The 24,375-nt window shown below is 45.7% G+C and carries 19 protein-coding genes and 1 pseudogene; 9 read left to right on the top strand and 11 right to left on the bottom strand.

Going from position 1 to position 24,375, the window contains the following annotated elements; all coding sequences use genetic code 11:
* Positions 1–71: 71 nt before the first annotated feature.
* From ACO0LD_RS09165 to ACO0LD_RS09155, 3 genes are all read right to left on the bottom strand, one after another.
* Positions 72–2,105: a hypothetical protein gene (locus ACO0LD_RS09165; RefSeq protein WP_423005953.1), complete on the bottom strand. Its 2,034-nt coding sequence runs from the start codon at positions 2,103–2,105 to the stop codon at positions 72–74.
* Between the two features lie 163 nt (positions 2,106–2,268).
* Positions 2,269–6,633, bottom strand: coding sequence for a hypothetical protein (locus ACO0LD_RS09160; RefSeq protein WP_423005951.1), 4,365 nt, complete (start codon positions 6,631–6,633; stop codon positions 2,269–2,271).
* A 329-nt stretch (positions 6,634–6,962) separates the two neighbouring features.
* The gene (locus ACO0LD_RS09155; protein WP_423005949.1) at positions 6,963–7,514 is read right to left on the bottom strand and encodes a hypothetical protein; all 552 of its coding nucleotides are present in this window, start codon (positions 7,512–7,514) and stop codon (positions 6,963–6,965) included.
* A 472-nt stretch (positions 7,515–7,986) separates the two neighbouring features.
* Here ACO0LD_RS09155 and ACO0LD_RS09150 point away from each other — a divergent pair, with 472 nt between their 5' ends.
* Positions 7,987–9,117 carry a DUF3800 domain-containing protein gene (locus ACO0LD_RS09150; protein ID WP_423005947.1) on the top strand — a complete coding sequence of 377 codons (1,131 nt, stop codon included), beginning with the start codon at positions 7,987–7,989 and terminating at the stop codon, positions 9,115–9,117.
* 146 nt (positions 9,118–9,263) lie between these two features.
* Here ACO0LD_RS09150 and ACO0LD_RS09145 read toward each other — a convergent pair whose 3' ends face one another.
* From ACO0LD_RS09145 to ACO0LD_RS09135, 3 genes are all read right to left on the bottom strand, one after another.
* The gene (locus ACO0LD_RS09145; protein WP_423005945.1) at positions 9,264–10,043 is read right to left on the bottom strand and encodes a hypothetical protein; all 780 of its coding nucleotides are present in this window, start codon (positions 10,041–10,043) and stop codon (positions 9,264–9,266) included.
* Positions 10,040–10,333, bottom strand: coding sequence for a hypothetical protein (locus tag ACO0LD_RS09140; RefSeq protein WP_423005943.1), 294 nt, complete (start codon positions 10,331–10,333; stop codon positions 10,040–10,042). Before ACO0LD_RS09140 ends, ACO0LD_RS09145 begins: the two co-directional genes overlap by 4 nt.
* A 141-nt stretch (positions 10,334–10,474) precedes the next feature.
* The gene (locus ACO0LD_RS09135) at positions 10,475–11,506 is read right to left on the bottom strand and encodes a hypothetical protein (RefSeq protein ID WP_423005941.1); all 1,032 of its coding nucleotides are present in this window, start codon (positions 11,504–11,506) and stop codon (positions 10,475–10,477) included.
* A 582-nt stretch (positions 11,507–12,088) separates the two neighbouring features.
* Here ACO0LD_RS09135 and ACO0LD_RS09130 point away from each other — a divergent pair.
* The 3 genes and pseudogenes from ACO0LD_RS09130 to ACO0LD_RS09120 all read left to right on the top strand — a co-directional run bounded on the left by ACO0LD_RS09130 (position 12,089) and on the right by ACO0LD_RS09120 (position 14,573).
* Positions 12,089–12,791: pseudogene (locus tag ACO0LD_RS09130) on the top strand (DNA/RNA non-specific endonuclease).
* A gap of 30 nt (positions 12,792–12,821) precedes the next feature.
* The gene (locus ACO0LD_RS09125) at positions 12,822–13,142 is read left to right on the top strand and encodes a hypothetical protein (RefSeq protein WP_423005939.1); all 321 of its coding nucleotides are present in this window, start codon (positions 12,822–12,824) and stop codon (positions 13,140–13,142) included.
* A gap of 78 nt (positions 13,143–13,220) precedes the next feature.
* Entirely contained in the window at positions 13,221–14,573 is a 1,353-nt protein-coding gene (locus ACO0LD_RS09120; RefSeq protein ID WP_423005937.1) for a helix-turn-helix domain-containing protein, read from the top strand.
* Between the two features lie 142 nt (positions 14,574–14,715).
* Here ACO0LD_RS09120 and ACO0LD_RS09115 read toward each other — a convergent pair whose 3' ends face one another.
* Together ACO0LD_RS09115 and ACO0LD_RS09110 are read right to left on the bottom strand one after the other, a co-directional pair.
* Complete coding sequence (locus ACO0LD_RS09115) at positions 14,716–18,228, bottom strand: DEAD/DEAH box helicase (RefSeq protein WP_423005935.1); 3,513 nt, start codon at positions 18,226–18,228, stop codon at positions 14,716–14,718.
* Positions 18,212–18,991, bottom strand: a complete 780-nt coding sequence (locus tag ACO0LD_RS09110; RefSeq protein WP_423005933.1) for a Hachiman antiphage defense system protein HamA — start codon at positions 18,989–18,991, stop codon at positions 18,212–18,214. Before ACO0LD_RS09110 ends, ACO0LD_RS09115 begins: the two co-directional genes overlap by 17 nt.
* Before the next feature lie 555 nt (positions 18,992–19,546).
* Between ACO0LD_RS09110 and ACO0LD_RS09105 the strand changes: the two genes are divergently transcribed.
* Positions 19,547–20,002, top strand: a complete 456-nt coding sequence (locus ACO0LD_RS09105) for an HAD domain-containing protein (protein ID WP_423005931.1) — start codon at positions 19,547–19,549, stop codon at positions 20,000–20,002.
* 2 nt (positions 20,003–20,004) lie between these two features.
* On the opposite strand, the gene ACO0LD_RS09100 is transcribed toward ACO0LD_RS09105, so the two are convergent.
* Positions 20,005–20,376, bottom strand: coding sequence for a helix-turn-helix domain-containing protein (locus tag ACO0LD_RS09100; RefSeq protein ID WP_423005929.1), 372 nt, complete (start codon positions 20,374–20,376; stop codon positions 20,005–20,007).
* 177 nt (positions 20,377–20,553) lie between these two features.
* On the opposite strand from ACO0LD_RS09100, the gene ACO0LD_RS09095 reads away from it, so the two are divergent.
* The 4 genes from ACO0LD_RS09095 to ACO0LD_RS09080 all read left to right on the top strand — a co-directional run bounded on the left by ACO0LD_RS09095 (position 20,554) and on the right by ACO0LD_RS09080 (position 22,824).
* Entirely contained in the window at positions 20,554–20,916 is a 363-nt protein-coding gene (locus ACO0LD_RS09095) for a hypothetical protein (protein WP_423005927.1), read from the top strand.
* 88 nt (positions 20,917–21,004) lie between these two features.
* Positions 21,005–21,454, top strand: a complete 450-nt coding sequence (locus tag ACO0LD_RS09090; RefSeq protein ID WP_423005925.1) for a hypothetical protein — start codon at positions 21,005–21,007, stop codon at positions 21,452–21,454.
* Between the two features lie 299 nt (positions 21,455–21,753).
* Complete coding sequence (locus tag ACO0LD_RS09085) at positions 21,754–22,128, top strand: helix-turn-helix domain-containing protein (protein ID WP_423005923.1); 375 nt, start codon at positions 21,754–21,756, stop codon at positions 22,126–22,128.
* A 24-nt stretch (positions 22,129–22,152) separates the two neighbouring features.
* Entirely contained in the window at positions 22,153–22,824 is a 672-nt protein-coding gene (locus tag ACO0LD_RS09080; protein WP_423005921.1) for a hypothetical protein, read from the top strand.
* Positions 22,825–22,978: 154 nt separating this feature from the next.
* Here ACO0LD_RS09080 and ACO0LD_RS09075 read toward each other — a convergent pair whose 3' ends face one another.
* Entirely contained in the window at positions 22,979–23,167 is a 189-nt protein-coding gene (locus ACO0LD_RS09075) for a hypothetical protein (RefSeq protein ID WP_423005919.1), read from the bottom strand.
* A gap of 183 nt (positions 23,168–23,350) precedes the next feature.
* Positions 23,351–24,130 (bottom strand): metallophosphoesterase, encoded by a 780-nt coding sequence (locus ACO0LD_RS09070; protein WP_423005917.1) that lies wholly within the window; start codon positions 24,128–24,130, stop codon positions 23,351–23,353.
* Between the last annotated feature and the right edge of the window lie 245 nt (positions 24,131–24,375).

The raw sequence follows: 24,375 nt of genomic DNA, 5'->3' as shown, positions 1-24,375 counted from the left end.
TATCAACAGATTGTATGCGATTGTCCTGTATAGCTTAGCGCTTGACTCTTTCGGTCACGTAGTTTTTACCACTAGATAACGTCTTTAGCAGATGGTTTCAATGTGTCGAGGTACAATAAATATTCATAGGTAGCATAATAATCCCGAGTTGGCGTGCTCGTGTAGGCTGTTCTAAGAAGTTCCTTGACGAAGGTGTCCGCGCTCGTAGTACGCTCTAATAAAAGTAATACTTGAAATAATGAAAGGCTCCAGCATCTACTAAAGGGGAATCGAGCTGATAGATCATATTCTCCCGCACGCTTTGCTGCATCCTTGAATTTGTCGAACCATTTGTGAAGTGGGTCGAGTTTCCTTTGCTCTTTTGGATTTAATGTTTCAAATCGCAGCTGACATCCTGCGATTAAGTAATGCTGAAGATATGGGCGATCATGAAGACTTAGCAACTCTCCTCTGGTAACGGAAACTTTCAGAACTTCCCGTGAACCAAGCTCAATGATTGAAGAGCCCTCATCCGATTCTAAAACCATAGCTCCGTGTTCTTTTAAGAAGGCATGTCGCTCCATAGCCTGTGCTTGTGGTCGGGCAAGTGAGTCGGCTAAGTCCTCAAGTGCCTTAACAACATCGCCCGACCTAGATTGCCTGGTTAAAACTTTGCCTTTGAGTTCGAAAAAAACAATATGTGAATCAGTTTGGATGACCAGATCACATTCACCTTTATCCGATTTACTACCATATTCTCCATATTGGAATTTAACACCTCGAGCTTTGAATTGATCGCGAACAAACGGCTCTAGAGCCAAGCCTAAGGCTTCATGAAAACCTTCGCTGTCAGGCCATGCGTTTTGACACCAATTTATTGCCGCATTCATGGTTGCTCGAGCAGCAATATTGCGTGGAAGACGAAGAAACGAACCTTGCGCGTCAGTAAGAAGTGGACGAAAAGCTGAGTCGACTTTACTATCTTGTAGAGGAAAAATGAGCTTTTCGTTCACTTTGCCATATGGATGGGCGAACACGTTAGTAAGCAACCGTTTTGTAAGATGTATATCTAAACCAGTCAACTTTGCTAGCAATTCAGCAGAAATTATTTGAATCCCCACACAACCAGATAGTGTTTCTTGCAAAATATGCCTGGTTGTAGATAGAATTTGTGAAGATATAAAACCATCCTCGCAGGTCAAACTAGAAAACTGCTCATTGGTTAGCAGCCAATCGAGAAAAACTTTCACATGCGCTGGCTTGGCCTGTGTAAGGCAAAAAGTGGCATCGTACAGCAACGAAATGCGAGTGGTTTCTAAAATATCTTCAGGTCGAGCGAATATCAGGCCGAACATACTGTCAGATTCTAAGTCGAGTATGCCAACGGCAAAGGAAAGCAACTTGATGAGCTCAGAAAATTCTGCGTGTCCAACGCCAGGGACTTGTTTGCAGTGGAAAAACTTCAGTCCCATTTGAAATAGGAATGCCGATGGAAGCTGGGGGACAGCATCAAGGCGCACTTGTTGCCCACTTCTCCCTAAATTGAATCGATCTGTTTTTGCGCTGTATGTTGGTTCGATATTAGCCAATGCCGTAGCCATCAATGCATCGCCACCAATTTTTTTTGCTAGTGCATCAATATCTTCTTGCAAGCGCGCAGCATCTGATTTTGGCATATACAGTTCTCCCGAAGATTTAAGAAGAATCTTATATCCGCAAGCTCTTAGACCAAGAACAGACTTCGAAATAATCTGCGCACGAGCATCAGCTAAAAGTTTCTGATCGTCTGGCAGACTCGGAGGAACCTTTAAGTGATAGCGAACGGCGGCACCTACTCCTGAATGCCAGTCAACCTCCTCTTTTGTTGATGTCCCATATGAAATTAATGCTGTGCGCAATGCCTGGGCAATATTCTGATATGGCTGCAGAGGCTGCTGATCGCAAAGATGTTGAAGAGCCAATTGATGAAGTAGGTTCCGAATAAGAGCTAGTGCCTCATTAGACTTCGCTTGAGAGAAGCAATTGCGGATGTCGTCAATTAATTGGGAATTAGAAAACTGTCCGATATTTTGTGAAGCCGTGGTGAGATGCTCATCCACCAGCTTCTTGTATTCACTTAAATTCATCTTATTCCCTACGACAGAGATTGACAGAAATCAATATTTACTAAGGCGGAGATTTCCGGAACCTACACCTAAGAGAATATGTCCTATTGCCTTCGTTATCACAAAGCAACATACATAGTCTGCCTCCTTACCTTAGAAGCAAGACTTCCTTTTTCACCTTTGTTTACCCACGCCCAGACCATTCATTACCCTTTTCAATGGCGTATTTAGCGGAACCAGCATTCGCAGCGTGCTCTTGACGGAAGTCTACTTTCGTAGATGCATCAATCCCAATAACACGTAGGAACAGAGCACTATCTGTAGCTTCTTTGTCACGCGCCCTTTTTTGAAGATGTTCAAGCAACAGGTTGAACCCAATTCGTTTCCCATCAGGTAATTTCCACGTCCTAGTTTTCTTCTGCAGGACAATCACGAAAAAGCCGATCTTTGAATTCTCGGCCATCATGTACTGGCCCTGCAACTGTCTCTCCAATGCCTCAATGTAATCGTTGACCGTCCAGCGCTCGGACATTTTCAGCTCAATGGTGGCCTTGTAATCGTCCATTTGACACAAGACGTCGCGCCTCGTACCTCCGGGTAGGACAGATTCGAGTGCCACAGAGTACCTACCGCGACTCGCATGATTTAGCTCACTGCCCAATAGCGACTGGAAGTCATCCTCTAGGGCGAGGCCATCGTTGTCGGTCTTGATTCGATCAAAATTTATGCCATTGAAGAACCTGCGAAGGCTAAAGTCGCCCGTTTCGATTTGGCTTTTCACCGTCAACAAATCATTTTCCACCGCCATCGCGAAACTAATGTACGAAGATACTTTCGATGCGAGGTTCCGTTCAAATTCAATGTAGGCACGTTGCTCGATCTGATTTCGAGGATATTGCTCCTCACGCATCATGAACTGCATGTAGCGCAAATATTTGGAAGTGGTGCCTGAGGAAGACAACCGGATTTCTTCAAGAATCTGATACGCTTTCTCTGACTTTGCATATGATATCGCCGGCACGATGGCATCCCTGAGTGCCTGGGCATGATCCCTCTGTGTTGGCGAATAAACTCTAAATCTCTCACGCTCGGGGTCATCTGCAATCTTGATAATCGAATGCGTCCAGTGATACAGTTTTTTCAGGACCTCAAACCCTTCACTACCTTTATCAGTAACCTGCATCAAGCGCGCACCGCGCTCCTCTCCGAGTTCCACCGCTAATGACAACATGAAGTCCTGAGCATCACACTTATTTGCATCACTCCAATTTTGCCAAGCCTCGCTGAAGCTTCTCGGGTAAGTGCACAACCAAAGTCCGCCCCACGTGACTGCGTTGTTGCGCAATCGCATGAGCTCATTGATTTTCTGCTGTGGAGCCTGTTGTTCTGCATCTGTATTGAATACGAAATTATCTATTGCTATTGCTGGCATCTCTTCGCCAAACGCTTTCTCCATTAGGCGTAGTGCCTCACTTTCGAGGTCGGCCTGTTCGATGACGGCATTGGCTGCGGCAACTTTAAGCGCCATTTTTACAGTGTACTCCCCGACTGATGGAGTTCGACGCACAAAGTCCCAAGCCGCTTGAGCAAGTCGGCGCTGTATTTCGGAAGGCGCATCGTCGAGATTCCGAACTAGAGTTTCCGCGTGAGCCATAGATACCGCCCCACGTCCGGAATTAGTAAACATATGCAGCAACTCCACAACTGCAATTTCACCATAGTTTTTGACCAACTTCCAGAACCACTTTGGGTAGCCACTGATTTCAAATGCCGCATAGCGGATGGCCCGCTGAACCTCGACCTTGGCTAACACAGGCAAGGTGGCACCGTCACCGAGGTCGAGGAAGAGACCCTGCAACCCTGCTACGGTTAAGTTAAAGGTTGAGTTCGGCTCGGTTTCGTTCGACAGCGGATCTCGTTGACGCCAAAGCTTGCTGAGGCCAGTGCAGATAGCATCGGCAATTTGGTCACCCGCAGCTTCTCTGAACGCGGAAAAATTGCACTCACCGTATCGTGATTCTCGAATCGTCCTAGATAGCTGCAGACCGATCCACGCAAGCGTCTTGTCATCATTGCCTTGCCGAATTCCCTCCAGATTCTCGACCATTACCCGTCTGGAGTTTTCGTCGACCAATTGTTCTTTTCGTCTGGCGGACCCTGGTTTATGTCTCTGGTTCTCGGCACTTTTCTTCCACCGCTCAACCAATTGCGTAAAATTAGGTTCATTCAACTCAAGCTCATCCCCATCGACCAGTGGGTACAAAGAATGATACTGAAACACTCCATCCATAATTCCAGCAGATGTCTTATCGGTTAGATGAACCAGACTTCTAAGAAATGCCAAGCGCACGACCTTGTTTCCACGCAGGGAGTTATTCAGCTGGGCGAGGTCAGCACTTCCGGAATAGTTCTTCACCATAAATCGGTTTACAACTAGGCACAGCCTCACCGTCTTCGTCACACTTACGCTTGAACGTTCGACGAGTACGGCCAGCAAATCCAGCACTAACTCAACAAATTTTTGGTCTGACCTAAATTCTTCGGAACTTCGCCCACGCTTGATCTCGCGATTGATGAGATGAACTGTGAGTGAACGAATAAGACTGTACAGCTCGACTTCACTCGCGTTTTCCGCGACCATGCTGGTCAATGCCCAGTCGAGTGAGTACCCTCCGCGCCCGCGTTCAAATTGCTGGACGACCAACAGCGCGATGGTCTTTGCGTTAAGCGAACGCCACGCAATATGGCTAACCACAGTCGCGATACGATCTTCAGGTAGTGCCGGTTGTTTGAGCAAAACAGTAGCTAAGGCGTCAAAGTCATGCTGTTGGCCGAGAGACAGGATGTAATTCAGACCAAGCTGGTCAACGAGCAGTTTTTCATAATCCTGTCCCGCAGCATCAAGCACAGTGTCGCGGAAAATATCCGAGGCGGCATTGCCAGCAATATCAAGGAGGGCGTCTCTAGCGGAGATGTCGCTACTATATTTCTGATAGAGGCGCTCAAGGACTGGTGCAAGACCGGGCTTCATCCCTTGCCAGTAATTCTCTGTAGTTAAGGTGAAGTGTCTGCGCCCGAGTGAATCACCGTCGTCTACCAATCGTTTAATCGACCGCTCTAATGCTGTCGTAGCGTCATGCATGGATACACCTGGGTAACGCAAATCACCGAAGAACGCCACTGCCTGAGGTTCAGTGTCGAGCAGCACCTTACGGCAATGCGTGCTGAACACTGAGAGCCAGCCAGCTAACGTTAGGAACTCGCGATTGACACCACATTCGCCAGTCGGCGCCTTCCAGGAAAAATTGTCAAGCAATAGCCGGGCATGGTTAGGCGATTTCACCAAGCCAGCAAGGCGCTTCGCAGCCAAGAACGGGAACAACTCGTCCGGATAAAGCTTCACCTGTTGCTGTCCCGCATCTATAAAGAATCGTGAACCAAGTAGGTACTTCAAGGATGCTTCACGGAGCATTGGTGCAAGGATGGGGCGCGCGGAAAGCACCCCTGGTTGAAACTGTAGGGCGGCGTCAGAGAGCTCGATGTTTGGCAAGCCACAAACCATTGACGCGGCAGCCAGACGTTGAATCGCTTCTTTAAAGGCTTCCGGCTCTGCATCATCAAGTAGCGCTTCACGCGGGTCGGTTCTTTGCTGTTCCTGAATTGCATCCGAAATCTGTTCGAATACCGTAGTAAGGGACTGCGGAGGAGTTTTAACAGGGTCGATATACCCCAGGATATCAAGTCCGCCTGGGCTATCTATCATACGAGCCAGCCCATATCGTCGGGCTGCCAGAATTGTTTCCTTTGGTTCGAGCATGCCGACATGCTCGCGAAGGTAAAGGCTAGCGGCAACTCGGTCTAATGGGTGCAACACGTAAATTTTCAACTGATCCTGTTCAAGAATCTTGTTCTCGACTTTACCCTTTGCATCTGCCTCTCCGACGCCATTATTTCTGGCGAAGTCGTTTGCCTGAGGCTCATTGCCAACTTCCGATTCCTCGTCGGTAAACGCTTCTTCGATTGACTGCTCACCTTTTTTAAACAAAGTCGTGCGCAATTCTTGTTGCAGCAGATTCAGAACGCTGTCCGTCAGGACTGCAGGCCTGGCAGACAGAACCCATCTGACGTCGGACCCAGCCCCCACTGCATTGCATACCTTTCTCAATGCCCTGGAAATGCCATCTCTCGATGCGAGCGCTACTTCATCGAGAGAATCGACAAAAATGACCAGCTCGCCGCGATTCTGTTTCCAGGCATCATAAGCTTCCTTCTCCGCTGTCTCCAGCGCATCTACAAAGACATTTTCACTCAAGACTCTGTGCAATGCGACAAAAATTGAAGCTCTCCCTTTCTCCCGGAAAGCCTGGTTTTTCGCACGGAATTCCGATGTTTTACCGAAGTTAGCACGGCCAACAATGACTGAATATCGCCCTTTGAGAACTTGCTCCCAAGAAAGGCGTTTTGTTCGCAAGCCCAGCGCGTCAAATTCGTACGATGAGTAGTTGATCAGGTGGCCAAACTTGCGGTTTAGGTCAAGATATTTTTCCATACTCTTATAATAGCTGAGATGACCATTGTGTAGATTTTTTTGCTACTGTGATAAGTGCGCTTGGAATTATAACGATGATTCTTCAAGCATCCCCCAATACCCCCTACAGTAGATGCCGAACGTGCATCCATGTATAGTTGCAGAGCACACGCAAGCTGGAAAAGATCTGTCCAAGTCTATATGCGCTAAGTTTGCAACTCGCCAGCACACGATTCCGTTTGTAATGAAGCTTAGGACTTGACTCATCTAACGGAATGGTGGTTTCCGGATGGACGCAGACTTAAGCGTGATCGAACCTAGCTGACAGTGGGTGTTCGATCAAATCTGGTCTACCTAATTTCTAGTCGGTCCCCCTTTTCTTTTTTACCTTCATTACGGCGTTGACGAAGCCGCTTGATGTATGGACCGTCTACGAAGTCTTCGGGATTAAGATTCAATGAACAGTTTACAAGTGATGCGAGGGAATTATCCGTAACTTTAAAGTCACTGGGAAAATGGCCGTAGTTGCGTGAAGTGCTTTCATTGATGGCCTCAAAAAATGCCTTCACAAAATCTGCTAGGGATGGGCGCACTGCATCTGTGGCAACCGCAGTCAAGCGATCCGAAGCTTTGGGACTAGCAGCTTCGGCGTTGTTTGCGAGTTCTTCTACGCATTCAGCTATCGTTGGCCAGTATTTCAGGTCGAATTGAGTCCTTAAAATATCTAATTTCTCTTCAACATAGACGGCGAACCTTGAGTTATTCCTTGACGCGATTTTTATTACGTCACAGATGCTGTAATGCGTGTTACTACTAAAACCAGTTGTATTGTTTAAGTCGTCACGACGCCTCATCAATTCAGCTAATTCTGCGGCTTTCTTTGCGATCTCATTATTGACCATATTCAATTCTTTTCGTGCTGCTCTTGCCTCCGCGATCCTCTCTATGTTCCAAAATGCAGCTGTGCTGAGAAGTAGCCCGAGAAATACATTTAGTGCAGGATGAAATTGGTGCAGTTTGTTATAAAGTTCACTGTATGCGTCTTTTAATTCTGCCCTCGAGCAAGTAAGCGGTCTATGACTTCATTTTCGCTAGGTAGAATGTTTCTTTCGATGTTGTAGCGTTTGTCTTCTACGAGAATTAATTCGCATATCTGCTGAGGGTCATGTGGTTTATTGGATTTCATTGAATCGCCTTAGTTTTGAATGTAAATAGTAGTCTAGCCAATCAATACGATTCTGTCGGTACCTGAAAGAATGATTAAATGCATGCCCTCGGGTACTTAATAGTGAGACATAAATTTCAAATCTTTTGTTTGATTTCCGGCAATATTCAATATTTAGAACTTCTTACAATTACGAACGGAAGATATTCATGAAAACAAATTTAGAGCAACAGAGGCAAATGATGGTCAGAATGTTTCAGCTCCGTAGAGTGGACGAGAAATTCACTTTTTACTACGATGAGACCAATAATATTCGCAAATTTTATCTGACCAATACAGGTGCCAATGTTGCAGAATATAAAAATTTCATACTTGGCGGAATAGTTCTTGAAGAAGGTAAATCAATCCCCGATTTCAGCTCTTTGCGTTCTAAGTTAGGTATGCAATTAAATGCGCCCGAGATAAAATTTTCCCATATTGCCAAAGGCGATTTCGAACAAGTCTTGTCGTCATACAAGTTAAATATAGTCTTATCTTGGATTATCGAAAACGATATCTTTATTCACTATTCCAGTGTGAACATTATTTATTGGGCCATAGTAGACATTATTGACTCTATCTTAGCTGAAGCGAAGTTTGCAATTTATGAACAATACCGTCAGCCTCTTAAGAATGAACTTTATAGAGTAGCAAACCTTGATATTTCTGCGTTCTTAGCAATGCTGAAGGCACATCATTATCCTGACATTCAACCTGGAAAAAGCGCAGACTTTATAATGGATCTCGCTGCTTTCCTTGATATCCACAGCACAGAAAATGACAACCTCTCAACTCTGATGCTGAAAGAATTAATTCGCAAATCAGAGAAATTAGCAGAACTGATTTTCTTGGTTGACGAAGAGGAAGGCATGCTAATTAAAAGCTTTAGTGGTTTTTATATTCGACCCATAATGCTGTTTAAGAATGCAACTCATATATTCGACCATGAATTTCAAATTGAAAATAATTTGAACGGTAGTAATTTCAAAAATGTTTCAAGTCAGATTAAATTTTCTTTTTCCGACTCTAAGTCGGAGCCAGGAATCCAATTAGCGGATGTAATTACCGGCTTTCTTGGGAAATATCAAAATTTTGTAGAAGAGAATTCTTTATCCGATCTTCTAAAATGTAAAATTTTATGGGACGAAAAACAAAGCGCTAATTTCGCGTTACTACGGCAATTAATTGATACTTCAGATGATGTTAGCAACGCATTTATTCATCGCACAACCGCAATGGACAGTCAATGGAAGAATGATGCTTTCATGCATGACTTGCCACCAATGAGTCATCTTCTTTGAAGTTTTAATTCACAAAAAACGCATAGCACATCATATAAATAGCTGTAATTTATCGTTAAAATTTGGTGTCTCTGAATTTATTCAGGAGTGATTGCCAGATTTTGTATCGCTACCAAATTGTGAGTCGCGGATGTTGACTGACTACGTCAGTCGATACATCTGGTGTACGACGCACTAGCACCGGGCTCTGGGAGGACGAGTGAATCTCTTTGTACTGCAACAATAGCGATGGGACTGTTAATAATATATTTCTGCTCAAAGATTGACCAGTATGTATATGCTATTGGGAGTAGCATATCTATGGCTGGACGCTCTGTTTGCGGCTTAAAGGGAAGTACTGGATAGGTATCTGAACTGTCAAGAACCCGAGGTGCAACTATGCAGTAATCTCTCGGGACATTGAGATATTTCCGCAAGTCAGAAATGCTAATGAGAGGGGTAATTATATCTTCTCCGGATTCGATGCCGTCATAAAGCCTCAAGTTTTTCGGGACAGTTTTTTGATGAAGGATTTTCAAGAACTGGATTTTGTTGATTCGACCGGCAATTTTTTGATTTGTAATGCCATACTCGACTCTATGGGCAGGCAGTTTTCCAATGTTACGGAATCTGATGATCATAAATTTTTCAGTGTCATCAGACCATTGCAGAAACTCAATCCCTGCGATTTTCACTGTTGTCGGATTCTGCGTGAGTAATAGTGCGTCTTGGTGTCTCTGTAAAGCATTAAGCTTCATGGAAGTGGCAGGTTGAATGATGCTGATCCAAGATTTATGGCTTTGATCAATTTCGTAAGAAATAGCCACATTACCTTGAACTGTTGCAAATACTGGAGAATTGTCACCCATTGATTTGAGAGTTTGTGCGCTGCAAGACAACGTGTACCAGAAAGTCAAAGCTGCCGTCCCGGCAATATGCAATTTCATTTGTGATCCTTCGTTTCATAAGTAATGGACGCGTCTTTTGCCACACCAATTACCGGACTGTTGCTTCCAAATGTAGTTGCAGAAAACTGTGCGACAGGCATCGATTGATCTTGGTTCTCTCTCTGCTCATGGCGTAAAAGGTAAATAGTGCCCAATATAGTCGATACTACAGCAGCTATAACGATGGCAACTACGCCGCCTATTGTCAGTGAACCTTTTGTGACCTTAATGAAATTGGCAGCCTCTTGTTTCTTTTTAGGTGGTGTCTTGTTTGATTTCTTTGTCTTCATTTGGACCTCTTAATGACTAAATTGTTGGAGACTAACAAAGCTAATTGAATTTGATCTGGCATTAACCATCTTCAAATCGGGAAATCGCCAGATCAAGCTGCTACTGCTGCAAATTAGAGTCGGGTAATCTGATTTCAAAGCCTAAAGCTCACATTCTGCTGGAAACCCTAAAGAATTCAATTGCGCGACAATTTCTCTGGTTGCATCGTTGCAAATGCGAATCATCTTTGTGGTGACTCTTTTTTCGGAATTCGCAAATATATTCAACGAGTCTAGGTACGGCACCTGAATCATAGGAACCTGCATTTCCTGCAGAATAGTAGTAACAGAAGAAAAAAATTTTCTATGATTCTCGTCCTCGACGTATCCCACCCCTTCAACTTCTATTTTGTGAGTAAATGAGGCTTCCTTAAAGACGGCTTGGCGGGCATTTCCACCGCGATGTGTTGTTGATAACCAGCAAAGTATTATTGCGTCAGGATGATCACGACGTATGCTATTGATTGCATGGCTAACCTGCACGGCGGTACTGCGATAGCTACTTCCAACAGCAAGATGGTACATGACAGAAAATTTTGTTTGAGAATGAAACATCGTTGCCAGACCAAAATTTGTGCTAGCCGCAACGAGGCCGGTTTTAAATTTTATGTTCTCAACATACCATTTGAGTATGTTTATGCTTGCCTCATCGGTTCGATATGTGTCAGCAACAAATACTTCATCAAAAGCATTTAATTTGCTCAGTGGCAAACCGTGATGAATGTGCAAAAATGGTTTAGTGTCATCTATGACATCATTATCATCATATGGTTCAGCTTGAATGATTGCGCATCTTGGCACGTTCACGTTTCCTAGTGTGGAGTAATACCCTCTTGCTTCCACCGAAAATATGTTTTTGAAATGCCCGTGTTTCAACCTCAATATTCGCTGCAAGAAGCAACACATTTCATCTTCGCCGGCAACCTCGCCAGCACTATTACAGATGTGAACTATATTACTGCCAAAAATTTGATTAGAGAGTGTGGATAGCTGTTTTCTGAAATCACGGATGTCATCTCCAGTTTTCATGCGAGCGACAATGTCGTGACACTCTTGAGACAATATTTTTAAGTCAAATTCGGTTTCCAGAATTTTTTTAAGGGCTTGGGCTTCAGCCTTGAGGTTTGGCAGCATGACGAATTCCTTTATATAGTGGGTCGAAGAAATGAAGAAGCGCATGGCGCTACTGCTCGCACCATCACCAAGTCCTACGACCAACAAGAAATTGTCAGAAATTTTTGGAGTGAAATTGCTTTTTTACCATACAGACATGAACGTCTGCGCAGCTGGATTGTCGCAACGTGACCGAATAATTTTATGACGATAAATGTTTTTCTGCAACACGTTATGGTCTTTAAATTGTTCAATATTTATAGACTAAAGTCGTTCAGATATTATTTGCAATAAATGCAATTAATAAGTTATTCTTCAAATAGTCGAGAGGAGTGTTGGCATTTAATTAAAAAGAAATAGACAATATGGTGTATTCGTCCCAAGTCCAGCAATTTAATTATCGCCGACTGGCGGACAACCTGATAATTGCGCTTTCGTCTTCGGGGGATCATATTTTTTTGTGTGAAGAGGAGTTGACACAACTGCTTTCTCGTTCAATCAAATTGCCTCTTGAGCGGCAAGCTGAAACAATGAACGCATTGGGCGCCGCAATTTAGTAGTCAATTTTATTCGAACATCATTTTTTTCTATGTTCTAAAAAGTATGTTTTACCACTACTTTTTTTTAGTCGCCCGTGTTTCTCTCGCGAACCAGGAGTTTTCTGAATGTCGCCAATTTTTTGCTAATGGCCAGCCTCCGGCAGTTGTGTATAAGCAGGATTTAAAGACCAAAGCATTGTGTTCCTCTTCTTTTGCAGTGCTTCATTCTGGGAAAACTCATACGCCAGTCTATGTGGCCGAAAAACTGACTCGGGAGTCCGTCATGGCGGCTAAAGACAATGAAAGGACTAATCGTTTTTTTGCTGATGCTAGGCTACCTCGGTCGGAGAGAGTTGAACTTGATGATTACAAAAATTCTGGCTATGACAGAGGGCACATGGCACCTGCCGGCGACATGGCGACAGAAGAAGGGATGGCACTGAGTTTTTCTCTTGCCAACATGGTTCCCCAAGCGCTACAAAATAATCGTAAAACTTGGGCCAATATTGAAAAAGCGACATGCAAGTACGTCTTACGCGCTCATGGTGACGTGTATGTGATCACTGGACCGGTCTTTGATTCTGATTGGTCTCAATAAGGTTTGGGTGCCTACACACCTCTTTAAATTGGTATATGACAAGAGCGCTAATAAGGCGTGGGCGCACTGGGTAGAAAACTCAGATACAGTAAAAATTGAACGACCAATTGCCTATACGGAGCTGGTCCGAAGAGCCGGTTTGGATTTCATTCCTGTTTTAAATAACTGAATTCCGTTTGAATTTAAGAGGAGAAGCTTTATGGATCGACTAATTACTGGGTTTCTTAACCTTATCGTACTATTTCAAATTGAGCATGGTGATCCGGTGAGTGAAGCGTATTCTGTATCACGTCGCGCAATTTTATTGAGTGTCATAGTCGCGATTGCCTGCTTTATATTTGGCCTTTTGACGTCACCTGATGATAGCACCCGAGCGGACAGCATTTTGACTGCAAGCGTCAAATTTCAAGAATTTGTTGCAAACGGATTTATGTTAGTCACTGCAATTTCGCTTTTTGCAGCTGCATGTTTTTGTGGTCGATGTTTGCATGTATTACTTAAGCCAAAAGAGTATATGTAATCAATAGAGGCTAGTGATACGGTTGACTTTTTCATCGGCATTTAGAGGGCCGTTATTGAATAAGGAATAGCTTGAGAAATGGATCCGATATATACCAATGGAAATTTGCCCAAAGAGTTTTTAGATCGATTTCAACTCAATCATGATACCCAAATATTTCGATGCCGGGCAGTATTGGTTCGCGTGGATAATCATTGGGAATTGGAGTGCTGCGTTGTTGAAAGTTTTTTGCTAGGAACCGAGCCAGATGAACGCTTATCAACCAGAAAATATAGCCAGGTCATACTCTATGAGAGCTATCTGACCTCTGCTGAATGCTGGAAATTAGCGACCGAAACTCAGGGAAAGAAAGTAAAATTCGGAGATATTGTTGTCCCACGTAGTACAAACAATCATTGTTGTCACCAAATGGTTCCCGTAAACAATGATTACATGATTCGTGCGGGATCAGTATTCAACCTATCATTTGGATGCAGTCATCAACGATCTTTTAATTCCATCCTGTTAGCGTCAGATCAGCCATATTACCCGACTGTTGAAGAGGCAACCCGTGACTGGTTACCGTTTTCGGAATATCACGGAAGCAGTGACGCACGAAACGGTGAGATTCATTTCCTTTTTCCAGAATCAAGGGCATTTATATCTCGCTCTGTTTTTTTAGAAGATAGCAAACTTCTTGTTGAAATAGATGGAGATGAAGTTGGCTCAAGAATATTTAGAATAAAAGGGGCATATTGGGAAGAGAAATTAATCCATCATATAGATGGATTAATACAGGCCTCAAAGATTGAGTTAAACATCCCTAGTGATTACGATCGTCTTGAGTATTATTTGATCGACGAAAATGGAGCAGTGTACGATTTCCACAGAGAAGATAGATTTTCAAGGTTCAAAGCTCCTTCGAATAGTCTCGGGTCATTGGAACGCGCATTAATTGATCAAATGCGCAAGGCAATTCGTGACGGCGAAGGCCAACATGTGGAATTCAAACCGTTCGTTGACCCTGCGCAGAGACACATCAACGAACGCCAGAAGACCAAGCTTGGCGAAATTGTTTGCACAGCAGTAGCGTTCGCAAACTCCAAAGGTGGAAATATTTATCTCGGTATTGATGACGATTGCAGCCCAACCGGGATTGATAAGGATCTCTGCAAATGGGCTGATGCGGCAGCGGATGCATCCATACAACGCTACCTTGGAGAACTTAAAAGCCGGATAAAAGGACTTGTGGATGGAGAATTGGTCTTGAATGTTAATCATGCAAGAATCGACAATGGGCTTATCGTTATTATTGAAGTTCCTCCCGCTGTAGAGAAACCCGTGGCTATGCAGCAAGATAAACATCTCTATGCGAGGATAGGAGCCAGCAACAAGAAAATACCGCCAGACCACTGGAAGAGTGTTATCGTGCCAACAAAGGTTCTTGGATGAAAAATGAGTTGTGACTATTCAAATCTTGTGTCACGCATTTGCACTGCATTTGCATCTTTTGCATTTGTTTAAAACTATTTCGTATAGCTGCATCACTTCGGGCTTGCCGTACGCCCCTCACGATATCGGCAAGCAGGTTGTTTCAAACTCTTAACAGATCCTCAGGCCCAAAATACGTAATGTCAATTTCCCCTAGATTTTGAGCAACCTGAGCTCTTATCAATCCCACTCTTCCGAGGTTGAGCGGCGCTTGCAATATTCCGAGCGTCGCTCCGTCTGCAGAGAGAATAATTTGTTCTCCGTCTGAGTGAGGAATTTGCACTGGCGTCCCTGGTGGCGGTGAGGCGTTGCGCCACACCACACTTGCCCTGTGCCGACGTTCTACCCAAGTACTACTGCTACGTGGAACGTAGCTCTGTACGAATTCCATCCACATAGCCTTAGTCTCGGGCGTTGGCCAATCAGGTAGTGCACTCCACACAATAACGACCAGAGAACTGAGCCACATCCTAAGTTCAGTACTCTTCACAAAATTTGCACCGGTATCCGTTACGACTTTGATAGCGCCCAGTCTAGAACTGAATCCAGCCTGAATCAAGAAAGCGGCGGAACGACTCAATGTCCCTGTCTCCACGGCAGCCGCGGCTAGTCCAAGATCATATTCGTGGAAAGGCAGACCGGATACGATGTCGCCGTTCGCTATTGCACGAACTCGAATCGCTTCCATTGCCCATGGCAAGCGATAGACCAATCCTCCCTCTACAAACTGCAGCGTTTCTGACTCTTGGTCAGAAGCAAGGGTAGCGATTTGCTGGCCAAATAGCCATGCGCGTAGTATTTCTGGCCAGTTGGTTGGCAAAGGATCTGGTATGAACGGCTCAATAGTGAAGACAAGCTCCGCAATGTTTGTAATGAGGCTAACTGCTGATTCAGTATCTCCTACGAGGATGGCAGCATTGGCCTGGATCAGAAGTGAGTTGACGACTGCGGCAATGGCGTCGAGTGCCTGACCGGCCTGCAGCCCTACGCCAGCCAGGAAATAGCCGCGTCGGCTGGCAGGAGTCGATTGACTCCAGATAAACCTGCTTCTTGCAACAAGACCTGCTTTAAAAGCTGCCTGTACCTGCCCGTTTTGCCGCAGCAGGCGGCGCTGCCATAGCGAAGACTGAAGAATGTTATCAAGCGCCGTTTCTACTTCTTCATCCGAGATATTATTCTCACCCATCAAACTAAGCACCGCCGTATCAAGCGTTGCGATGTAGCGATTCCAGTCAGCAAGAGCGACTTCACGAGCTTTCGGGGTTTCGCTAGCAATTTCAGGGAAAGTCCAAGCTACTGCATTGTTGGTCACATATTCGACAAGTTGGTTAATATCTCCACCTATGTGGGCAAGCATGCGCTGCAGAAGAGCTCCGACAAGCTGCACCAGGCCGCTTTCCATGTCTCGACCCCCAGCATCGGTGATCAGCGAGTGCCAAGCCCAAAGCTTTCTGGCGTTGCTATCGAACATAGGAAAAAATACCACGCCCTCTACATCTACATAGGCACGCCCTGCGCGACCAATCACATTCTTGAATTCGGAGATATTGATCCGCTCTCCTGCACGATAGAGTGAATGCATCACCACGGCTGTGGCCGAGAGATTGAGACCTTGCGCTAAGGTCGGTGACGAAATGGTGACTTTGAGGATATTATTGCGCAACAGACTCTCAACTTCCTTGCGGTAAGCGGTTGGCAAGGCACCGTGGTGCAACGCTACACCCAGACGCAGGCATTTGAGGATAGGGCTATTAGCTCCTAGCCATTCTTCTCCAAGCGCTATTGCGGTAGCAAGGATAGTAGGATCAGCGACAAGCAATGAACGCAATGCGCCACGTCCATGTAAATCGACGACCATATCGGCATATGGTTCAACGCTACTCCGTTGAGGGCAAAAGATAAGGACAGTTTGCCCTTCGTCGACAAGGCGCCATGCGGTGGCCAGGCAAAGCTCGCGCTGATCACAAGGAAAAACCCTGGTCCGGCTCCTTTGCGGCGGCACACGGGTCGAAGGTACGAAACCAGTGAGAAACCGTTGAACAAACGGACGTTCTTCGCCTATGCGCAGGTTCAATCGGGCGGTGCCCGATTGCCAAACAACTTCGCCGAATCTTAGTCTGGTTGGACGCCAGTCATGTTTTATCAATCCACCTGGGCGATCGCGACGTAACCATCCTGCGAAATCTTCAAGTTGGTCACCGTCAGGGAGAATTGCGGATAAGCACACAATCCGCCGTTGGTCTGCATCCGCACGACGAAGAAGACGCTGAATCTGAACTTCGTACCGAATTTCGCGCTCATTGAGGCCTATCATGTGCCCCTCGTCAAAAACGAGCAAGCCGACGTTGTCTAGTAGGGAGGGATCATTACGGAGCGCAAAGTCGAGTTTTTCAGGCGTGGCGACAACGATATCGCGCTCACGGATTGTGTCTTCGTCCAAACCGCTGACCCCAATGCTGCCGTACAAGGCAGAAATCGTTTTACCGAGCGGGCCGAAGGTTCGTTGCAGCGTCATCTCTGTCTGAGCGGACAGCGCACGTAACGGGGTAACAAAGACTACACGTTTACCGCCTGCCAGGCAGCGCAGAATACACAGTTCAGCGATACGTGTTTTGCCGGCACTTGTCGGCAGAGAAACGACCAGATCATCAGACTGATCAACTGCGCGCCGGGCTGCTTCCAACTGGGATGGCCACAAGTCGATCTCTGCCTTAGGACGACGCAACAATACTGCTATGAAAAGCTCACGCAGTCTTGGCCAGTCAGCCGCTTCGCCGCCAGTCGGTAGAAGTGGCACCCTTACATGGAAGGTACTTGACCAAAGGTCGGTAAGGAGATGAATGGCAATGCGGTGCACCCACCATTGTGGGAGCATATTCATCTCACTGCAGATCGACAGGTTCGTCCGTAGTCGTTCGAGTGCCTGCTCAACCAAAGACCACTCACCTCGCTCAATAGCGAGCAGGAATAGCGCCATGGCCGACATAAACGCGTCAACCAGTGCGATATCCAGGCTTTGGAAAAGAAACTCATGGCCATCTTCCGCCAGTTCAGGTGTTGCCTCGATCTGAACAAAGCTAGACTGGATTCCTTCCGTTATGCGTGCGTCGCTCCCTTCGCCTGATGCCCGGTAGGCTAGTACGCTGGCTTGAAGCCCCCTGAAATTTCGTCGCATCAACTGAGCAAGGACCCGCTCTGTTGGCGCGAAATTCCCATCATCCCCAACCATGGCCAATAGTGAGTATGCACGGGCTGAAAGATGGGCCAAATGGTAGCTAGCGGCAGCGATAATGAAATGGAAGTCGCGATCTGCTTCGTCGCGACTCCCTTTCGCGATAACCGCTTCAAGTGCGGTGGCAGCTTGCTCAAAGGCTATTCGCGCTTTTGCAGGATCTCCGTTGAGGTCACGCAGGCGCAAGCCTAGACCAAGCAGGGAATAGCCATAAGAATGTAGGTCATAGCTGAGTTGAGGGTCAAAGTTGGGAGCGTCTGGAGGAAGTACGCCATCGCGCCAAATAATAGCGCGGGCCTGCCCACGGGCGATCAGTCGCCCCCGAAAGCCTGTTCTTGCTGCGTCATCGATGGCAGCCGAAATCGTTTCAGAGGTTGTTGGCATTGGCAATCACTTGGCCGTAGACTGCTTCAATAAAGGCACCATGATCAGTCACGTGCAGACCCACCCCCCACTGCATGATTTGCCCTGAATAAGTCTGAAGAGAAGCTGTTAGCATTGCAGCTGGTGCGTTACCTGAAAATGTGAAAAGCAAGTGTCTGACGTTCTGGAGTGGGATGTTATGTCTAAGCAAAGCATCATCGATCGCATCTGCAAGCGGCAGGTTACCCAAATCAAGTAGCCGCGATGAGATAAATGCCAGTGCATGCGGAGATGGACGTCCACCATCCTTATCCAAGCCGGCGCGCGCCTCTGTCAGAACCTGGGTAGTCAACTGAGCTCGGCTCTTGGCTTCTGTTTTAAGGAAGTGAAGACTCTGGGTCTGGGGGTCTTGGCGGATACCTATGACATCGTCGCCGCGCATCGCCATGTCGCGATGATCTTTCCAGCGCAGGCGCTTAATGGGCGCGCTGTAACCGCCGCTTTGAGAATCGATCCATTCGGTGGCATAGATTTCGCCAAGATCACCAGAACGGAGCTGCTTTGTGGTCGGCAACATACCATGGATGAGTTCTGCAGCTGCTGACTTACCTAGCCGGGCAAGGGCACGCGCCACATGCTCAGAGGTGACATAGTGATGCGGTACGATGGCAGCAGTAGCTTGGATCCCTGTTGTTAGGGTAGTTGCTTGTCCTGTCAGCACCCGTAGGTGATGCTGCCCTACAGGAATAACTACTGGTACACACCAATCATTGAACTGCGCCATCCCGACTCCTTCTCCTATTCATGCGATTGCTACTGAATCAGTTTGCAAGCTTCCTGTTGTCGTAACGACGCCCAGTTCAACAGCGCCGTGACCGGTGAACGTTTGGTCAGAATACCAATTACAGGAGGAAGCTGATAAACAAGTTGCTTTTTGACTTGCGTGACATCAAATATGGAACGATTATGACTTGTTAGGCGTGATACAAATGTTAATCTATTGATAAATGATGGAAAAATTTACAATAATTTACGAATCCTAAACGAAATTGGGGCTGCACAGCAAAGAGCAAAAAGGGTTGCGGCTGCCAGTCAGAGGAAGTGGCGTCGTATTTCTACGTCAGGAACGGACATGAGGAATAAAACCTATGAATGGGAATGCGGACGAACGGTTAAGAATGCTGGAACGCAGGGTTACTTCAGTAACCGGACCGAAATCGAACGTAATGGCCTTCGCGGCATTTGTCAATGTACCCTAGTTCATTTCTGTGATCTTCATAGTGAGTCAGAATACTGTAGGATGCGCGCTCTAATATTTTCTTATCAGCGGCGATAACAAATGATTTTGTTTTTAGATTTTGATGGCGTATTACATTCTGAGCCATGCTATGACAAGGCTCAATTATTTTCATGTTTGCCTCGACTAGAGGCAATGCTTCGCGATTTCCCTGAAGTGAAGATCGTTATCTCCAGCACCTGGCGCGAGAGCCGTTCGCTCTCGGAACTCAAATCGTTTTTTTCACACGACATAGGCGCACGCATCATTGGTGTCACGCCGTCATGGAGAGACATCCCGGGTATTTTTGAAGTAATTGGGTACCAACGCCATGCGGAGATCGAAGCGTGGATCAGAAATTCCGATATGCCTTGGCAACAATGGATAGCTGTCGACGACAAACCTTATTTATACAAACCATTCTTGCCAAATTTAATGAAAACTAATTCATCAACTGGCCTGGATGAAGCTGCAATTGCGAGCCTGAGACAGCGACTTGAGGCAGCTATCCGGAAATAGTTTCAGCCATGCCTCTGAAAATATAGCTTCACGAAATCGGTAAGAAACAATCTGTCCTTCACCTTCAGTTTGTTCAAGTAGGTGGCAATTATCTCGGACTCTGGTGTTGGCACCAGTGCTTTCTCTTCCAGCAAATCCGCTATAGCAATATTTAATTCCTCCGACAAAATCTCCAACATCGCCAGCGATGGCGAATGGACACCTCGTTCCAGCCGTGAGATTGTTTCAACTTCCACTCCAACTCGCGCAGCGAGCTGCTCCTGGGTCAACCCCAAGTTCTTTCGCTTGGTCGCCACATTTTTGCCGATTCTAGAAGGAAGCTGAGAAGGTTTTCTTTTGGTCACGACATTATTTGCCGGTAGTTTAGTCGACAAATATGGTCTGCTCTTTACGTTCAAACAAGAAGGATGTAATATGTCGATTATAAACAAGACAAATTACATCTGTATTCGATGAATCACTTACATCGGCTAATGACTTAGTGTGCTCTGTTGGTCCGCGACTTGGGATTTCCAGCCAGTGTCAGAAAATGAACGATGAAGGAGGTTCACATGGACTCAATTGAATGCCCTGACTGCAAGCACCAAGGCACACCACATCTTTGGCATTACCAGCCATTTTTTCTGGGGAAAATACGCTACCAAAAGACCCAACACCAATGCAGGATCTGTGGCAGCGTCATGTATGAATCTGGTGGCCAAATAACAGGGTTCGGTTGGATTTGCTTAATCGCGTTGGCCTATCTTCTCGGGATTTATTTTCTTCAGCGAGCGTTTCCTGGCTTGGGCCTGAACCTGGGGAATGTGTTTAATCCCATCATTAATATTTTTATCTTTGGCTTGCTTTTTCTTGGTGTGCGAAAGGTCATCCGGTTTTTAAGAAGAAATAATAGAAAGCCTCCTTCTAAGCACTAGACTAGTATCTTCAATTGCTCCTGCTATTTGGCGGCGAAACCACAAATTGAATAATTAAATCGATTTACAGAATTCGCAACACGTATTTATGATTACCACCAATAATTCCTATCTGAAGCCAAATTTCTTTGCTTCAGAGGGACACTCTGTCTACCACTGGCGATGTGTAGATCTGGAAATAAATTCTCCTTACTACTTTGTAGAGTACATTCAAAAAGGAAAGTCCTCGCGGCTTTCGTCGCGGAAGATTGTTAGCGACCTTGCTGACTTGATAGAAATGTGTCAGACCATTAAGCGGGATGCGAAGTTACAGTTAGTCCGAATTTCTTTGCTTTCCCCAAGTTGGCTGAACAAATCTCAAATGTGGGAGTTGGACAGTCTATCGGAAATTCTTTATGGAAATTTTGGGGAAAAGGAACCTTGGGTGCAAATATTTAAACTGCAAGATGGCCGGCAACTTTTTGATGCCAGCCTTAAGTTGGATATAGAAGACGCACAGGAAGTTCATTGTCAATTTTCAGTAAACGAGTACATGTAGATGAATCCTTAGATATGAACTGAAATTGGATCACCATAAGCTCAAAGATAGGATACTAACTTTGCAGTTAACAAGTGCGGTTGAGTCTGTTTTATCCTTGTTCTTGCAAAAAAAATCATTCCCTAAAAATTGGCTTCCATTAAACTAAACGTAACATCAAAATTGCACGGTAACATTGCCGCTGTTACGGTGCAAAATCAATATTACGTTCTTAGTATTTCACGCGACAGAAATCTACTAGCCCAATAAAATGTCCGATTAAATGGACAAGAGCGGCAATATTGTCCAAATTATCGGCCATGAAAACAAGAACCCCACGCCCATTCCCCTCAGTTGAACGACAGCTAAAAACCTTTGGGCAGCGGCTGCGGGAGGCTCGCTTACGCAGAGGCATTTCAACAGTGCTGTTTTGCGAGCGCATGAATGTCTCACGCGATACGTTGAATAGACTTGAAAAGGGAGATGCCTCCATAGCTATTGGCAGATACCTTCAGGCTCTGCGTATCTTAGGCATGGATAAAGATTTCGACTTGGTGGCAAAAAATGACGAGCTTGGCAGGAGACTACAAGATGCAAAGCTTCTGATTCGAATTCCACGCGGACGAATGGCGAAGGTAAACCATATCGAAACCGATACGGCGGTCCAGAACAAGCCAGGTGATGAGCAAATCTAAAGCAATACTGAGAGCAAAGAAAGAATGAAAAACAGACGCATTGAACAGTTAAAACGAAAAGCCAAGCTTCACCATAGAAATGCTCGTGGCCAGCATTTTGAAAATGGTATTATCGTTCGCCACGAATATGATATTGAAAATCCAGAAAAACTCTCCTGGTGGGACGACGTCTTATTTATTCTTAACGATTATCGGGTAAATGTTGCATGGACACATCCCCGCTATGTATATAAAAGTATGGTAGACGAGAGTGTCTATAGAGCTTTGGCTAAGACAGAAAATCAAAGTAAGTCGGATCTTATGGAAGGATACAACCCGAATTATCGCAAGGTCGGAAAATCGCGAAAGAAAATCGTGTCATATTCATCCATGCCTAGAAAAGATGATGATTACTTTGAGCTGTTACGTGTAACGAAGAATCGCATTGCTTATGACCCAGATAATGCCATTATCATTACGCCGACCATGTCGGTCGCTTGGACAAATTGGTCGCGTTACGTAAGTATTTGTGCGCCTATCGAGGTCCGTGGCGTTGAAGACTTGCACGTTCTTGCCACGTTGACCAAGAGAATTTTGAAACGAGAAACATCTTTATCGCTGGAATTTCCAGGGTACGCTTACAGTCAGCAAAACTGGCATACCGAATTTCCGTTGAATGATCCGATTGGACTTTTGTCACATGCAGTCAAAATGTAAATTCCCTGTCTCAGACGCAGCAGAGCGCAGTCATGGCATCCGAGAAGAGGTTACGTCAGTATATGAAGCCGACGACGGAGAACTAACGTCCGGTCAGTTGGATCTAATCCGTCAGGCCGTGCCACAGGGCGTTCAGCGATCAGTAAAGTCAAATTTATTTTACCAGGAGTGATACGTTCAAGCCTGGAATCAAAATCGCATGATCAAGTTCAAAGACATGAGTAGGTGGCGGGTGACTGATTTGCGGCCCCAGCACGCCATAAGCTTTCTCGGCAAAGACGTTCTTGCCTATTGGACATGGCCTATTGGTAGCGGACTGCAAGGCCGATAGGTTCATCTTCATTAAGGGGCTCAGATCAACCTCGTCGCGGTCGAAATCAACATTTCCGCGATGTCGGTTTCCTATTCGAAAGCCTCCCTGTTGACATAAAGACTCACCTCGAACTCTCCATAAACGGTGTCAATTCCCTTCCAAATGCTCTACACAATTGGATCGCGCTGGGCTGGCGCAGTAAAGTAATTACCCCTACAACTCTATGATAAGGTCGGGATCGAAGTTGGTATTTTCTGGTGAACCTGCCCTGGTTTTATATCCACATGGATTGCAAATCACACGGCAATCACCAATCTGATAATCGAAGGATTCATGCATATGTCCATGTATCCAAAGATCTGCTTGTGAAGCAATCTCGTCTAGATTTGATGCATAGGAAGCGGACACCATGTCCTGCGCATAGCGTTCAGATACTGATTTCATGGAGGGAGCCATATGTGTCACGACCACCGTTTTTCCTATAAAGGGTTCATCCAGTTTTTGTTTTAGCCAGGATTTATGCAGTGAGTGAAATTTTGCCGTGTCTGCCGACCTGAGCTTGCGATATCCCTCTCTGGCCAGCCTGATGCGCTTGTAGTCAACCATCACAGCTTCCGCCTCACGCATGGCTATTTGCCGATCGCCCTCGCCAAATAGCCGGAAGTCTGTCCACATAGTCGCACCGAGAAAACGCACGTTACCGAGTGCAAATTCATTGCAGTTCAAGAAATGAACATTGCCTGCGACTGCGCATGCAGCTTCAATATCTTCCTGTACATGGTCCAGATGTTTACCGTATGCCTCGTGGTTGCCATGGACATAAAGCACAGGTATTCCGGCAAATACTTGGGCAGCCCACTCAACAGCCTTTGCTCCGGTGTCAATATCCCCGGCCAATACAACCACATCCGGGCGACTAGCTGCTGGGACAATCATTGGCGCTGCTTCACGCCACAACTCTCGGTGCAAATCTGATAAAGGCAAAATACGCATGGTAACTACTGATAACTATCGATTCTGTATTATGACTAAGAAAAAATTTTCTATTAAGTACTGACTCCGGATTGTTAAAAATAAATTGCGCTATTTGAGCGTCCCTCAAGATATCTAGGGAATCTCTGATTAAGTATCCGAGTATTGATTTAGAAACGTTAATATAAGCCTATTCTCATTGAATCCCGAATGCCATGAAACAGACAACTTTTGCCGAAGGTGGCTTTGAACGCTACGCCAAGACG

It is taken from the genome of Undibacterium sp. Ji83W (genome assembly GCF_049340385.1).
Taxonomy (GTDB): Bacteria; Pseudomonadota; Gammaproteobacteria; order Burkholderiales; family Burkholderiaceae_D; genus Undibacterium.
The sequence above is the reverse complement of the archived record's forward strand: the minus strand, read 5'-3'. Positions and strand labels throughout refer to the sequence as shown.

Excerpts from the sequence above, each read along its gene's own strand:
- ACO0LD_RS09095 (WP_423005927.1), top strand. The coding sequence starts at position 20,554 with ATGGACTCAATTGAATGCCCTGACTGCAAGCACCAAGGCACACCACAT.
- ACO0LD_RS09105 (WP_423005931.1), top strand. The coding sequence starts at position 19,547 with ATGATTTTGTTTTTAGATTTTGATGGCGTATTACATTCTGAGCCATGC.
- ACO0LD_RS09085 (WP_423005923.1), top strand. The coding sequence starts at position 21,754 with ATGAAAACAAGAACCCCACGCCCATTCCCCTCAGTTGAACGACAGCTA.
- ACO0LD_RS09160 (WP_423005951.1), bottom strand. The coding sequence starts at position 6,633 with ATGGAAAAATATCTTGACCTAAACCGCAAGTTTGGCCACCTGATCAAC.
- ACO0LD_RS09150 (WP_423005947.1), top strand. The coding sequence starts at position 7,987 with ATGAAAACAAATTTAGAGCAACAGAGGCAAATGATGGTCAGAATGTTT.
- ACO0LD_RS09155 (WP_423005949.1), bottom strand. The coding sequence starts at position 7,514 with ATGGTCAATAATGAGATCGCAAAGAAAGCCGCAGAATTAGCTGAATTG.
- ACO0LD_RS09125 (WP_423005939.1), top strand. The coding sequence starts at position 12,822 with ATGGATCGACTAATTACTGGGTTTCTTAACCTTATCGTACTATTTCAA.
- ACO0LD_RS09115 (WP_423005935.1), bottom strand. The coding sequence starts at position 18,228 with ATGCCAACAACCTCTGAAACGATTTCGGCTGCCATCGATGACGCAGCA.
- ACO0LD_RS09145 (WP_423005945.1), bottom strand. The coding sequence starts at position 10,043 with ATGAAATTGCATATTGCCGGGACGGCAGCTTTGACTTTCTGGTACACG.
- ACO0LD_RS09135 (WP_423005941.1), bottom strand. The coding sequence starts at position 11,506 with ATGCTGCCAAACCTCAAGGCTGAAGCCCAAGCCCTTAAAAAAATTCTG.
- ACO0LD_RS09110 (WP_423005933.1), bottom strand. The coding sequence starts at position 18,991 with ATGGCGCAGTTCAATGATTGGTGTGTACCAGTAGTTATTCCTGTAGGG.
- ACO0LD_RS09075 (WP_423005919.1), bottom strand. The coding sequence starts at position 23,167 with ATGAAGATGAACCTATCGGCCTTGCAGTCCGCTACCAATAGGCCATGT.
- ACO0LD_RS09070 (WP_423005917.1), bottom strand. The coding sequence starts at position 24,130 with ATGCGTATTTTGCCTTTATCAGATTTGCACCGAGAGTTGTGGCGTGAA.
- ACO0LD_RS09140 (WP_423005943.1), bottom strand. The coding sequence starts at position 10,333 with ATGAAGACAAAGAAATCAAACAAGACACCACCTAAAAAGAAACAAGAG.
- ACO0LD_RS09165 (WP_423005953.1), bottom strand. The coding sequence starts at position 2,105 with ATGAATTTAAGTGAATACAAGAAGCTGGTGGATGAGCATCTCACCACG.
- ACO0LD_RS09080 (WP_423005921.1), top strand. The coding sequence starts at position 22,153 with ATGAAAAACAGACGCATTGAACAGTTAAAACGAAAAGCCAAGCTTCAC.
- ACO0LD_RS09120 (WP_423005937.1), top strand. The coding sequence starts at position 13,221 with ATGGATCCGATATATACCAATGGAAATTTGCCCAAAGAGTTTTTAGAT.
- ACO0LD_RS09090 (WP_423005925.1), top strand. The coding sequence starts at position 21,005 with ATGATTACCACCAATAATTCCTATCTGAAGCCAAATTTCTTTGCTTCA.